Source organism: Pseudomonas helvetica (genome assembly GCF_039908645.1).
Taxonomy (GTDB): Bacteria; Pseudomonadota; Gammaproteobacteria; order Pseudomonadales; family Pseudomonadaceae; genus Aquipseudomonas; species Aquipseudomonas helvetica.
This window is the reverse complement of record NZ_CP150917.1, coordinates 1,273,449-1,286,427: the sequence shown is the minus strand read 5'-3', so window position 1 is coordinate 1,286,427 and position 12,979 is coordinate 1,273,449. Positions and strand designations below refer to the sequence as shown.

Below are 12,979 nucleotides of genomic sequence, written 5' to 3'. Positions count from 1 at the left end.
ATCGCAGCCTTCGGCACCCGGGTGGCACTGCAAGGAAATCGCCCGTAAGCTGGGAATCTCTGCCGAAACCGTGAAAGTCCATAAGAAACATATTTACAGCCAGCTGGGGATCAAATCCCGGTCCGAGCTGTTTTCGATATTTCTCCGGGCACAAAACGCCTGTAAAACCTGCTGCGTTGAATGAACCACCTTGTGGCGAGGGAGCTTGCTCCCGCCGGCCGGTCCGCGCTCGGGCGAAGCAGTCGCAAAACCGGTTAACGGGTTTTATCTGACTGAACGCGGTGCCACTTTTTTGGGACCGCTTCGCGGTCCAGCGGGAGCAAGCTCCCTCGCCACACAGAAGTACGCAGTGAATAACCAATAAGTCCGAACCCAAGGAAACCGTATGAGCCTGTCACTCCTGAGCCGCTACGCCTTCTTTGCCGTCTGTGTGATCTTCACCCTCGCCAGTCTGCCGTTTCTTGAATACGACTGGCTCTGGCCAATCTCCATCGTCACTGGCCTGCTGAGCCTGCTGGGTATTTTCGATCTGCTGCAAAGCCCTCACGCGGTACGCCGCAACTACCCGATCCTGGGCAATATCCGTTATCTGGTCGAAGGCATTCGCCCGGAAATCCGCCAATACCTGCTCGAATCCGACAGCGACGCCCTGCCCTTCTCCCGGGCCCAGCGTTCGTTGGTCTATTCGCGGGCCAAGAACGAAAGTGCCGACAAACCCTTTGGCACGCTGATCGACGTGTACCAGTCGGGTTTCGAGTTCATCGGCCATTCGATGCGCCCGGCCCCCGTGAGTGACCCGAGCAGTTTCCGGGTGGCCGTTGGTGGCCCGCAATGTACAAAACCGTACTCGGCCTCAGTCTTCAACATCTCGGCCATGAGCTTCGGCTCGCTGAGCGCCAACGCGATCCGCGCCCTCAACCAGGGCGCCAAACTCGGCAACTTCGCGCATGACACCGGCGAAGGCAGCATCAGCCCCTACCACCGCGAACACGGTGGCGACCTGACCTGGGAACTGGGCAGCGGCTACTTTGGCTGCCGCACCGCCGACGGACACTTCGACCCGGAACGCTTTGCCGCCCAGGCTCAGGACCCGCAGGTACGGATGATCGAAATCAAAATGAGCCAGGGCGCCAAACCCGGCCACGGCGGCATTCTGCCCAAGCATAAAGTGACCCAGGAAATTGCCGACACGCGTGGCGTTCCAATGGGCCAGGACTGTGTGTCGCCATCGCGCCACAGCGCGTTCTCCACGCCAATCGAAATGATGCACTTCATCAAGCAACTGCGTGAGCTGTCGGGCGGCAAACCGGTGGGCTTCAAGTTCTGCCTCGGCCACCCATGGGAATTCATGGGCATTGCCAAGGCCATGCTGGAAACCGGCATCCTGCCGGACTTCATTGTGGTCGACGGCAAGGAAGGCGGCACTGGCGCTGCGCCAGTGGAGTTCACCGACCACATCGGCGTGCCGATGCGTGAAGGCCTGCTGTTCGTACATAACACCCTGGTGGGCCTGAACCTGCGGGACAAGATCAAACTCGGTGCCAGCGGCAAAATCGTCAGCGCCTTCGACATCGCCAGCGTCCTGGCAATTGGCGCCGACTGGGCCAACTCGGCCCGTGGTTTCATGTTCGCCATCGGCTGCATCCAGTCGCAAAGCTGCCACACCAACAAGTGCCCGACCGGCGTCGCCACTCAGGACACCCTGCGCCAACGCGCATTGGTGGTACCGGACAAGGCCCAGCGCGTGTTCAACTTCCATCGCAGCACCCTCAAGGCCTTGGCCGAAATGCTCGCCGCGGCAGGCCTCGAACACCCGTCGCAGCTGTCGGCCAAACACCTGGTACGGCGCATGTCAGCGACCGAGATCAAACTGTTCTCCCAATTGCACGTGTTCCTCAAACCCGGCGAGTTGCTGACCGGGGAAGTGAATGGCGAGTTCTATTCACGGATGTGGCAGATGGCGCGGGCGGATAGTTTTGAGGCGAATGAAGTGGCCGCTTGAAGATAGTTTTTACGCCAATCTCGTTGCGAGATTGGCGCTCTTTCCAAGGAAGAAACAGTGCTGAAAGTAATTGCCCGGGATTTCATCAAACCCGAACATATCGAAACCGTCCGCCCGTGGTACACCGAATTGGTGGAGAAAACCCGACAGGAGCCGGATTGCATTGCCTACGACCTGTTCGTCGATCAGAAAGACCCGGGGCATTTCATCTTCGTTGAGCAATGGCCGAATCAGGCCGCGCTGGACGCTCATTGCCAGTCAGAACACTTCAGACGGCTGGTGCCGCAAATCAACCACTATCAGGCCAAAGATTGCATTGTTGTGCTGATGGATGAATTCTGACCTTCATGCAAGATACAAAAGAAGTGAACGAGTGTTCTATTCGGGATGTGGCAGATGGCTCGGGCTGACAGCTTTGAGGCCAATGTCGTGTAAGGCGTACTCGCGATTATCAGGTGGCTGGGTAGCACAGCCACCGCCGGTGGTGGTGGCGGTGGTGATTTGCTCTGCCCAGGCGCGGGTCACATAGAGTCGAAGCTCCATGTCTCCCAAGCTTTGCGCGAACACACACTGCCAATTGCCTGGAAAGTGGTTTTCTTCATCCGCCAGGCGAGTCGATGTCACCCACCACACTCGCTTGATGTCGGGCGATACGCTGACAAGGTTGTCGAGAAAGACCTTATCCCGATCCTGATAAATCAACGTGGACGCGCCATAACCGTTGGGTCGGTGAGCCGTGCTGCTATCCCAGGGCGCCTGATACAGCCTTGGTTGAATGTCGGAGCGATTGTAGTAAGCAACGCTGTAATACCAGTACGCGCCATCCACAATGATGTTATCGCCTGCAATCGCGTTTTCATTGATACGCGACACAATATCGTCAAGCGGATACTGGGACGCATTGCGTGGATCATCCAGATCATCTTGTTGTTGATAGATTGTATTCAACCCCATGAGTTGAACGCCGATCATCAACAAGGTCGACACCCACGCCAGGGCACGCGTGCGATGTGCTATCCGGCTGATTGCCAACGCCACAATCATCGGCAAGCCCAGCGCCGCAAAGGCCATGTACCGTTCAACAAAAATGGGAAAACCGAATGACACCAGAAAAACAATCAACACCGGCAACAGCACGTAGATAACCAGTAACAACTCAAGTTTCAACCGGCTTCTTTCCTTGAACCCGACCCATACCACCGATGCCATTACCAGCGCCGGAAGCAGTACATAAATCGGGCTGGCAAACTCCAGTCCACTCTTCACCGTCAAAAACTTCCAGACCGCTGAAGGCAACGTATAGATCGTCAATTCAGGAATCCAGAAAATATCCCCTCCGGTCTCCAGCTTCTCCGTATTTAAAAACAGCTCATTGCCCAGGCTGATCAACCAGGGAATATAAAGAACAACAATGGCCACATTCGTGCCCCACCACGTTGGCCGCGAAAGGTAATGAAGCGTTTTATCTCGCTGAAGACGCAAGACAACGAGGTATAGCCAGTGAGACAGCAAACATAAAACAGCCAGGTAATGGGTGTATAACGCGGCCGTCATGAGCACGAGATAGCTCATCAGGTATCGGTTGCGAGCGCTTTTAAGCCAATAGACCAAGGCGATGGTTGCGCCCAGCAGCCATACCCCCTCCAGCGTATACATCCGGGCTTCCTGGCTATAGCGAACGGATATCGGTAACAAGGCCAGAAACAACCCGGCCAACAAGGCCACCCTCGGCGTGCTGATCAATCGCATCAGCCACATGCCCAACGCGACTGTCGCAACCCCCGCCAGCGCACTCAGGGCCCGAATCGCAAACACCCCTTCACCAAAAATCGCCATCCAGGCATGCAGCACTAAAAAATACAGCGGCGGATGAACGTCATGCCCCAGGTGAAACCAGATACGCCCCGGCGACTGAACCCCCACCAATGCCGAGAACGCTTCATCGGTCCAGAAATAAGGAAGGTTGATACAGTAAAACCGAACAATGATCGCGAGCATCATGACCAGCACCCACCCAGCGTTTTCTACCGATGAGTGCAGGGATAGAAACCCCGTATCGTCACGACGCTTAAAGCGCATATTTTCTCCCCGACAACGTAAACCTGATAGAAACAGGTGCCTGTCCACGGACGACTACCCTCATCGTGAATCCGTGTTTACGCTAAACACTCTCGATAAAACGGCCTGCAGTCATCGGTAAAGGCTAGCCAAAGGAGCTGCCCCGGATTGGTTTTTTTTGATTCCTCACGGAATTCAGAGACTTACTGAAAATAATCGGACGTCCCCATCCCCTTGGATAAAGGTATCGAGCAGTCGCCAGTTTTCAGGGATGACGACCTGCTGCGCCCCGTCACCACGGCCGTCCAGCACCCACACCCGACCTGAGCCCGGTGTCAGGGTTTCAAGGTTATCGAGATAGACCTTATCTGCGTTTTGTTGAGTCAGTGTCGAGGTTTGATAGCCATCGGGACGTCCGGAAGTACCGTCCTGTTGAAGGGGCGTATACAGCATCGGTGTCACGCCAGTCTTGTTGTAGTACGCAAAGGGATAGTAAAGAAACCTGTTGACTACAACGACACCGTCATCGGGACGCGCAAAGGCATTAATGTAGTCTGCCAACGCATCGACCTTGTTGACTTCGGCATACACAATATGACCCCGTTGATGAACGTTATATAACCCGACACTCTCCATCGACACTATCAATAGCAACAGGACAAAAAACAACGTTTTTGCGCGCTCCCACAGTGCATCCAGTGCCATCGCCAGGATCATCGGAAAGCCCAGCGCAGCAAACACAAAATAACGATATATAAACAGTGGCCGAACCAGTGAGACCCCTGCAATCAATACCAACGGGAACCAGGTATAGATAACGAGCAGCGTGCTGAATCTTTTCTCACTCGTGTCCCGCATGACAATGACCGCCGACACCAGCAGCATCAATAACGGCACACTGTAGAACAGCCAGATTGATTCTTTTGGCCCATCGCTATAACTCACAAACTGCCAGAACGCTGAAACCACCGTAGGAACATCCAGCGGCGCTATCCAGTTAAAGCCGGAAAACCTTAACTGGTTCATCAGGCTCGGCACCCAGGGCATGAACAGTAAAACGACCGTTCCATTGGCCATCCACCATGCAGGCGCTAGCAACTGTCTTTGTTGTGCTACGCGTTGAAACCTCAATACCAAAAGCCAGGCCCAGTGTGCCGCCATACACACAGCAGCAAAATAGTGAGTATAAAGTCCTGCAACCATCAGTAACGTATAGATGGCAAGCGGCCAATGACGGCCTGAGCCTTTTACCCAGTAGACGAAAGCAATCGTTGCGCTAACCATTAACAGCGCAAGCAACGCATACATGCGAATTTCCTGACTGTAGCGTACCGCTATGGGCAGTAACGCCAACATGGTTCCGGCCAGCATCGCCGCCCGTCGCGTACTGACCAGACGAACCAGCCAGATGCCCAGCCCGACGGTGACGACGTCCGCCAGTGCGCTCAGGCTTCGAGCAGCAAAAACACCCTGTCCGAACAGATTCATCCATTCATGCAACAGCAGATAATACAGCGGCGGGTGCACATCCCGAGCTGTATGGAACAGGATTTGAGAGGGTGAATATGAACTCAACAGCAAGGTAAACCCTTCATCGGCCCAGACAGCGGGTTTGCTCAAGGCGTAAAAACGCACCCCTGCCGCCACGAGAATAATCAGCAGTATCCAGCACGTGCTCTGGAGAGTGCTGGCACTCGAACGGTTAACCTGGCTTACCACTTATCCTCTCCAGAAGAGGGCACTTCCTTCATAACGATAAAGCCATAATCGCCAATCACGTACATAGAATAAAATTTGCTGTCCACCACGGGCGTGTACCGTTGATACCCTACCAGCGTCGCATTTTTCCGTTCATTTTCGATAACGACATTGGTAATTCCCTCTCTGAGCAGATTTTCAGACAGCATGTAAAAATCAATATTGAGTATGTATTTCAGCACCGGGATGCGCTCAAAACTTCCCTTGGCGCTTAGCAACCAACTGTTTGAATAGCTGATTGCCATGTATATCCGCTTCGCTTCGCGCAAGCCAGGATGAGAGGCAATATCATAGGCCATATTGAATTCAGCATTCAGCCCAAACTCCTTCTGCAGATTCAGTACCCGCCCATACGCATATGACATCGACAGCATACTCAGCAACGGCACAATCAATACAACACCGAGCCTGGCATCCACCGTCACCAACCACAGATGAGCCAGGTAAAACAAAAACACCAGCAACACGCCAAAGCCCAATAGTGTTCTGGCGCCCTCATTGAAAAACCGGAACAACAGGGCCGAACCTGACACCAGAAAAACCAGGAATAAAACCATAAGCACATACAAAAAAAACAAAAGCATCTTATTTAACGACGTTTCTTTCCCCTGGATAATATTTCGCCCAACCCGCCCTCCTCCAACAACCGCAAACACCACCACCATCCACGCCAGCCAACGATTCCCTCCCTGAAACAGCAATCCGATTTTTCCAACTAATACGCCGACATTATTCAGGATCAGCAACAGCCCGCTCGTATTGAACGGAATCATTTCCAGGCGCTCATGGCTCATGAGTGGATAGGCCAACAAAAAATAAATGATCAAGCCTGCAACCAACTGCACCGCTTTCACTCCTGCGATTGATAATAAACAGGCAAGGGACTCCTTATTATCAAGAGCTCTCACGAACTCGATGCAGCACAGCCCCAAAAACACATTGATACTCAGTTGATACAAGCTGAGCCCCACCGCAATCAATGCGCCAGGCACCAGTACCTGAACGACGCCAGCTTTATGTTGAAATGCCACCGCATAGATCACCGCCACCAGGCTCAACGCCGTTGCCGGCCCGTCATATTGATACGATAAATTCTGTAGAAAAAACGGGTTGTACCACAGTGGCAGGAACACCAGACAGCATGAAACAGTCGGTGTTTTGTAGTAATGCATCGTCAGTTTCGTCAAGGCAAACACCATGGCAAGCGTGGCGATCAGCAAGGGTAAGGGGAACAGATCGGGCGCGCCCGAGGTGAAGCTCAAGGTGTTGTAAAACAGTTCGACCAGTAACCGTCCCTGTCCCGCCCAGCCAGTACCGGCCGCCAAGGACCGCCAGTTATCATCTATATAGTAATAATCGACCAGTATCAGAGGGAGTACATAAACAAGAGTGGCAAGTAAAAAAAACACAAACACTTCACGACCGGGCAACGCCCTGCTCAATACACTCGCCACCTTCATTTCGGCACTCCTTTGCCACCCACAATATCTTTCACTACGTACCTCGGTCGGTGTTTCGATTCAATATAGATCCGACCCACATACTCACCCAATATGCCAATACCGATCAGTTGCACACCCCCCAGGAATAAAATCGCGGTCATCAACGAGGGGTAACCTGGCACGTTATTGCCGAAGAAAATCTTGTCCAGCACCATGTAAATGGCGTAGAGAATTGCAAACAGGGAAATCGCGCTACCGACATACGTCCACAACTGCAAGGGCACTGTACTAAAAGACGTAATCCCTTCCAGCGCCAGATTCCAGAGTTTCCAGAGATTGAACTTGGTGGTACCCGCCACACGCTCGGCCCGTTCGTATTCGACGACGGCGGTATTGAACCCCGCCCACGAGAGAATGCCCTTCATGAATAACCGGTGTTCCGGGAGCGTGCGAATCACGTTCACGACCTTGCGGTCCATCAACCGAAAATCACCGACGTTCTCTTCTATCCGGGTATAAGCGATCCGGTTCAACAGGTGATAGAACAGTGCCGCGCTGTGCCGCTTCATATAACTGTCGGCGGTGCGATCATGGCGCTTGGCAAGTACCACATCCGCCCCGTTCTGCCACTCCCGGACCAACAAGGGGATCACATTGATCGGGTCCTGCAAATCGACATCCATCGGTATCACCGCATCGCCGGTGGCGTACTCCAACCCGGCAAATAACGCGGGCTCCTTGCCGAAATTGCGCGAAAAATTGATCACCAGCACATGCTCGTCAGCCAATGCGATGGCTTTGGCCTGCGCTGCCGTCTGGTCGGAACTGCCGTCATTGATGAACACGATCTCGACGTCACAATCAGCGATCGACAGTTCCTGACGAACCGCCTGATAAAACAGGTTAATCGCCTGCTCTTCATTGAACACGGGAACAATCAGCGAGATCTTCACTGCTCACGCCCCCGAAAGATGAAATATTTCGAGTAGAAGAAACCGCAGACCAGACTGATACCCGAGAAAACCACCAACGTCACCAACCCTGGCAGCAGTAACTGATCCGCCCCATACCCCACGCCATAACTTAATACGCCCATGAACCCGACAAACAGCACATACCGTAGAACACTGGTTCTTTGTTTGAAGGTGTATCGCGCATTGGCATAAAAGGAAAAAGAAACGGCCAGGCAAAAGCTCACGAAGTTACTGGGTGCCTGACGAAATCCCATGACGGTGTGCAGAACAAAAAACGTCGACCAGTGAATCAACGTATTAAGCAGGCCAACCGACACGAATCTGGGGAAACCGTGAAATGCGGCTCTCATGTCCATTGCGTTTGTTTCCAGTCTGAACACCTGCCCAGTTGAAAGCTTGGCACCCTTGGTCCGCTTGTCTATTTTCCAGTCAACAAATAGACCAGTGGCTAAAAATGCTGTTTTAGAGACGCGCTTCAACATTCAGAGATACGCCCCCAACCCGCACCGTTCGCCGCTGAGACATCCGGTAATATCCGGCCTTTGCAATTGCCGCCAAATCGCGCCACCCTGCGCGCCGCCGATGTGCGGCGCACAGTCTTTTGCCCCGCTGACCACCCTTTATTCACATCTGTTCAAGAGCCCGTTGTCATGACCCAAGGACGCGACCTTCGTATCGATTTCTTTCGCGGACTGGCACTGATCTTCATTTTCTGGGATCACGTGCCACACAACCCCCTTGCCCATTTCACGGTGCGCAATTTCGGTTTCAGCGATGCGGCGGAAATCTTCGTGTTTCTGGCGGGCTACGCGGCGGTGCTGGCCTACGGCAAGATTGCCCGACGCGATGGGTTGCTGTTGGCCACGGTAAAAATCCTCCGCCGCGCCTGGTTGCTGTACGTGGTGCATATCTTTCTGTTGGCGGTGCTGATGGGTATCGTGTTCTTCGCCAACAGCCACGTGGAAACCCGTGACCTGGTGCAGGAAATGGGCCTGCAATACTTCCTCAGTAACCCGCAACAGGCCTTGGTCGATGAGTTGCTGCTGCGCTTCAAGCCCAACCTGATGGACCCGTTGCCGTTGTACATTCTGCTGTTGCTCGGGCTGCCGCTGGTGTTACCGATGTTGCTGCGCAAGGCCGAGTACGTGGTCGGGTTGTCGGTGGTGCTGTACATGCTGGCGCCGTGGTTTCAATGGAACCTGGCGGCCACCGACGGTGGCGTGTGGTTCTTCAATCCGATGGCCTGGCAGTTGTTGTTTATCCTCGGTGGCGCAGCGGCGATTCACGGTCAGCGCCCCGCGGTACCGGACACCCGCTCCTTGCCCCGGCAGCCACTGTTTGTTGCGGCAGCGACCTATCTGCTGATCACCGGGCTGATCGCAGTGTCGTGGAATTGGCCAACGGTGCATGACGCGTTCATGCCCCGGATGCTGGGCGAATGGCTGTACCCGATCAGCAAGACCAACTTGTCACCGGCGCGGCTGCTGCACTTTTTGGCGCTGGCATACGTCATCGCCAAGCTCTTGCCCAACAGCGGCTGGACGCAAAACTGGCTGGCGCGGCAAAGCTGCCGCATGGGCCGTTACTCGCTGGAAGTGTTTTGCCTGGGTGTGCTGCTGGCACCGCTGGCGGACATGCTCAACTCGCTGGCCGGGGATGCGTTGGTCATGCAGATTTTCAGCGCCCTGTTGGGGGCGGGATTGATGGCGGTACTGGCGGCGTGGCTGGACTGGAACAAACGGCTGAACCGGCCGGCGCAAGTGGCCGCGGTTTAGATGATCAAAGCGCACATCTGTGGCGAGGGAGCTTGCTCCTGCTCGGGGGCGAAGCCGCCGCAGAACAGATAAACACGATCTACCTGACAGACCGCAGGTTTGGGAGTGCTACGCACCCCAGCGCGAGCAAGCTCGCTCGCCACAGGTAAATCGCGTTGTCCCAACCAAAACGAGAAAGCCCTGATCTTGCGACCAGGGCTTTTTCTTTACTGCGCTAGCCGCTTACGACGCCGTGCGCACCGCAGCTTGCGGGACACCGGTCGGTTGTAGCTTGAACACATAAAACAGCACCGTCAGCAGCACCAGGAATGCAGGTCCCACGTACAGTGCGACGCGGGTGTCCGGGAAGTAGGCCATCAGACCAACCACCATCACCAGGAACGCCAGCGCCAGGTAGGAACTCACCGGGTACAGCCACATGCGGTACTTGAGAGCGGCACGTTCAGCCGGGCTCAGACCTTTGCGGAACTTGAGCTGCGCCAGCAGGATCATCACCCAGGTCCAGATCGCACCGAAGGTCGCGATGGCGGTGACCCAGACAAAGACTTTTTCCGGCACCAGGTAGTTGAGCAACACGCCCAGCAGCAGCGCGCCGATCGACAGCAACAAGGCGCGACGCGGCACACCGTTCGAGGTTTTGGCGAAACCGGCCGGAGCCTGGCCGTTCTGCGCCAGGCTATAAAGCATGCGCCCGGTGCTGAAGATACCGCCGTTGCAGGACGACAGTGCGGCGGTGATCACCACGAAGTTGATGATGCCGGCAGCAGTCTTGATGCCCAGGCGCTCGAAGGTCATCACAAACGGACTGCCCTGAGTGCCGATTTCGTTCCACGGGTAGATCGACAGAATCACGAACAGCGCGCCGACGTAGAACAGCAGGATGCGCCAGAACACCGAGCCGATGGCATTCGGAATAGTCTTCTGCGGGTTCTTCGCTTCACCGGCCGTGAGGCCGATCATCTCGACACCCAGGTAGGCGAACATCACCATTTGCAGGGACATCAATACGCCCTGCACGCCATTGGGCATGAAGCCGCCATGGCTCCACAGGTTGGAAATCCCCAGCGCAACACCATCGTTGCCGAAACCGAAGGCGATCACACCGACACCGCCGACCACCATTGCAATAATGGTGACGATCTTGATCAGGGCGAACCAGAACTCGAACTCACCGAAGGCCTTGACCGCGATCAGGTTGATCGAGCCCATGCTCACCAACGCCGCCAGTGCCCAGATCCAGCGCGGCACCTCGGGGAACCAGATGCCCATGTACACCGCCACCGCGGTAATTTCCGCGACGCAGGTCACCAGCCACAGGAACCAGTAGTTCCAGCCCGTGAGGAAACCCGCCAACGGGCCGAGATAATCTTGTGCGTAACGACTGAACGAGCCGGCGACCGGGTTGTGCACCGCCATTTCGCCAAGGGCGCGCATGATCACCAGGATCGCCAGACCACCGATGATGTAAGACAGCATGATTGCCGGGCCGGCCATTTCGATGGCCTTGGCTGAACCGAGGAACAGACCGACACCGATACAGGCGCCGAGCGCCATCAAGCGAATATGCCGTTCGCCGAGTTCGCGTTTGAGCGGGCCGCCCTGAGCGGTCTCGCCGTGGGGCAGGTGATTGCCAACGGTCATAGGGTACAAACCTCATCTTGTTATTGGATATAGCCACCGAGTGTCGAGGTACAGACCCATAAGCCTGAACCTCCTGAAACCGGATCCACTTCATGGGTAGATACGTCTTGTAGGACAAAACCTGCAAGATCAGCGGGGCGTGCAGTATAAAAAGCTCAACGTAGGGCTTTTCACTATATAAACGACAAGATTCAGCCAGAACTCTCGGCAAAAGCGGTCCTTGCGGAGGGGCATTACCTGGGATTCAGCCTTGAACTCGCCAGCGAAGCGGCACCGAGTATTGCACAGCAATGGTGCGGCGTCATGCCCCTACCTAGGCCGTATTTACCGGCTTGATGGCTCTAGCCCAATACTCTCAGACAACCACCAGCCCCCGTGGCGAGGGAGCTTGCTCCCGCTCGGGGGCGAAGCCCCCGCAGAACAGATAAACGCAATTCACCTGACAAACCGCGCTCGCAGGTTTGGGACTGCTTCGCACTCCAGCGGGAGCAAGCTCCCTCGCCACATTGAGGACTTCAGTGTTTTCGGACTTTTCACTCAGCAGTGGCAGCTTCGACTCCATGGCTGGGCAGCTAAGGTCAATTGATACCCCAGACCTAAGGACGCAATGGAATGCATCCCCGCCCAAACTCTCATTGTCTACACCGTGGCAGGTACTCTGAACCCGGACGGGCCTATATGGTCACGACCGTCGTTCACCAGCGGTGCCCGCTCTTCGCCGACTGGCGTATAGGCCGATTGCTGGTAACAGAAATGAAACGGGCTCATGAAAGAAATCAAATCTACTCTCTGGCCTGGGTCGTCATGCCTGATCATTTCCACTGGTTGCTTGAACTGAAGCAAGGCACCCTGTCTCAGGTCATGCAATCAATCAAATCTCGTAGCACACTCACTATCAATAGAGCGGTCAATGGCTCAGGAGCCTTCTGGCAAAGCGGTTACCACGACAGGGCAATACGCGACGGTGAAGACCTGCGCCCATTCGCCCGATACATCGTCGCCAACCCATTGCGGGCCGGGTTGGTGGAAAACATCGGAGACTATCCACTCTGGGATGCAAGCTGGCTCTGACCACATCATTAGAGCGGTTCCTGCTTTTGTGGCGAGGGAGCTTGCTCCCGCTCGGGGGCGAAGCCGCCGCAGAACAGATAAACGCAATTCACCTGACAAACCGCGCTCGCAGGTTTGGGACTGCTTCGCACTCCAGCGGGAGCAAGCTCCCTCGCCACATTGACGTTCGGGGGTACCTGCTCCCTCGCCACGGTCAGTGATGGGTTCGTGTTTTTTTGCATTCACAAATTTTTCACCAGTTCCAACCAGCGACTAAGC

Annotated in this window: 10 protein-coding genes and 1 pseudogene; 5 read left to right on the top strand and 6 right to left on the bottom strand. The window is 55.1% G+C overall.

Going from position 1 to position 12,979, the window contains the following annotated elements; translation table 11 throughout:
• Positions 1–31: 31 nt before the first annotated feature.
• From AABM55_RS05745 to AABM55_RS05735, 3 genes and pseudogenes are all read left to right on the top strand, one after another.
• Positions 32–184, top strand: a pseudogene (locus tag AABM55_RS05745) (response regulator transcription factor); the annotation flags it as partial.
• 201 nt (positions 185–385) lie between these two features.
• The gene (locus AABM55_RS05740; RefSeq protein ID WP_054595854.1) at positions 386–2,002 is read left to right on the top strand and encodes an FMN-binding glutamate synthase family protein; all 1,617 of its coding nucleotides are present in this window, start codon (positions 386–388) and stop codon (positions 2,000–2,002) included.
• A gap of 57 nt (positions 2,003–2,059) precedes the next feature.
• Positions 2,060–2,344 (top strand): putative quinol monooxygenase, encoded by a 285-nt coding sequence (locus AABM55_RS05735; protein ID WP_347929051.1) that lies wholly within the window; start codon positions 2,060–2,062, stop codon positions 2,342–2,344.
• A gap of 36 nt (positions 2,345–2,380) precedes the next feature.
• On the opposite strand, the gene AABM55_RS05730 is transcribed toward AABM55_RS05735, so the two are convergent.
• From AABM55_RS05730 to AABM55_RS05710, 5 genes are all read right to left on the bottom strand, one after another.
• Positions 2,381–4,081 carry a glycosyltransferase family 39 protein gene (locus AABM55_RS05730; RefSeq protein ID WP_347929050.1) on the bottom strand — a complete coding sequence of 567 codons (1,701 nt, stop codon included), beginning with the start codon at positions 4,079–4,081 and terminating at the stop codon, positions 2,381–2,383.
• 174 nt (positions 4,082–4,255) lie between these two features.
• A complete protein-coding gene (locus tag AABM55_RS05725; protein ID WP_347929049.1) occupies positions 4,256–5,779 on the bottom strand; it encodes a glycosyltransferase family 39 protein in 1,524 nt (507 codons plus the stop codon).
• Positions 5,773–7,278, bottom strand: a complete 1,506-nt coding sequence (locus AABM55_RS05720) for a glucosyltransferase domain-containing protein (RefSeq protein ID WP_347929048.1) — start codon at positions 7,276–7,278, stop codon at positions 5,773–5,775. Before AABM55_RS05720 ends, AABM55_RS05725 begins: the two co-directional genes overlap by 7 nt.
• Entirely contained in the window at positions 7,275–8,213 is a 939-nt protein-coding gene (locus AABM55_RS05715) for a glycosyltransferase family 2 protein (RefSeq protein WP_054595849.1), read from the bottom strand. Before AABM55_RS05715 ends, AABM55_RS05720 begins: the two co-directional genes overlap by 4 nt.
• The gene (locus tag AABM55_RS05710) at positions 8,210–8,716 is read right to left on the bottom strand and encodes a GtrA family protein (RefSeq protein WP_347929047.1); all 507 of its coding nucleotides are present in this window, start codon (positions 8,714–8,716) and stop codon (positions 8,210–8,212) included. Before AABM55_RS05710 ends, AABM55_RS05715 begins: the two co-directional genes overlap by 4 nt.
• A gap of 168 nt (positions 8,717–8,884) precedes the next feature.
• On the opposite strand from AABM55_RS05710, the gene AABM55_RS05705 reads away from it, so the two are divergent.
• Entirely contained in the window at positions 8,885–10,009 is a 1,125-nt protein-coding gene (locus tag AABM55_RS05705; RefSeq protein ID WP_347929046.1) for an OpgC domain-containing protein, read from the top strand.
• 222 nt (positions 10,010–10,231) lie between these two features.
• Here the strand turns inward: AABM55_RS05705 and AABM55_RS05700 are convergent, their stop codons facing one another.
• Positions 10,232–11,650, bottom strand: coding sequence for an amino acid permease (locus AABM55_RS05700; RefSeq protein WP_054595847.1), 1,419 nt, complete (start codon positions 11,648–11,650; stop codon positions 10,232–10,234).
• A gap of 612 nt (positions 11,651–12,262) precedes the next feature.
• On the opposite strand from AABM55_RS05700, the gene AABM55_RS05695 reads away from it, so the two are divergent.
• A complete protein-coding gene (locus tag AABM55_RS05695) occupies positions 12,263–12,721 on the top strand; it encodes a transposase (RefSeq protein WP_347929045.1) in 459 nt (152 codons plus the stop codon).
• The last annotated feature ends 258 nt before the right edge of the window (positions 12,722–12,979 follow it).

Coding starts and splice junctions, on each gene's coding strand:
- AABM55_RS05740 (WP_054595854.1), top strand. CDS start 386: ATGAGCCTGTCACTCCTGAGCCGCTACGCCTTCTTTGCCGTCTGTGTG.
- AABM55_RS05730 (WP_347929050.1), bottom strand. CDS start 4,081: ATGCGCTTTAAGCGTCGTGACGATACGGGGTTTCTATCCCTGCACTCA.
- AABM55_RS05720 (WP_347929048.1), bottom strand. CDS start 7,278: ATGAAGGTGGCGAGTGTATTGAGCAGGGCGTTGCCCGGTCGTGAAGTG.
- AABM55_RS05710 (WP_347929047.1), bottom strand. CDS start 8,716: ATGTTGAAGCGCGTCTCTAAAACAGCATTTTTAGCCACTGGTCTATTT.
- AABM55_RS05705 (WP_347929046.1), top strand. CDS start 8,885: ATGACCCAAGGACGCGACCTTCGTATCGATTTCTTTCGCGGACTGGCA.
- AABM55_RS05700 (WP_054595847.1), bottom strand. CDS start 11,650: ATGACCGTTGGCAATCACCTGCCCCACGGCGAGACCGCTCAGGGCGGC.
- AABM55_RS05695 (WP_347929045.1), top strand. CDS start 12,263: ATGCATCCCCGCCCAAACTCTCATTGTCTACACCGTGGCAGGTACTCT.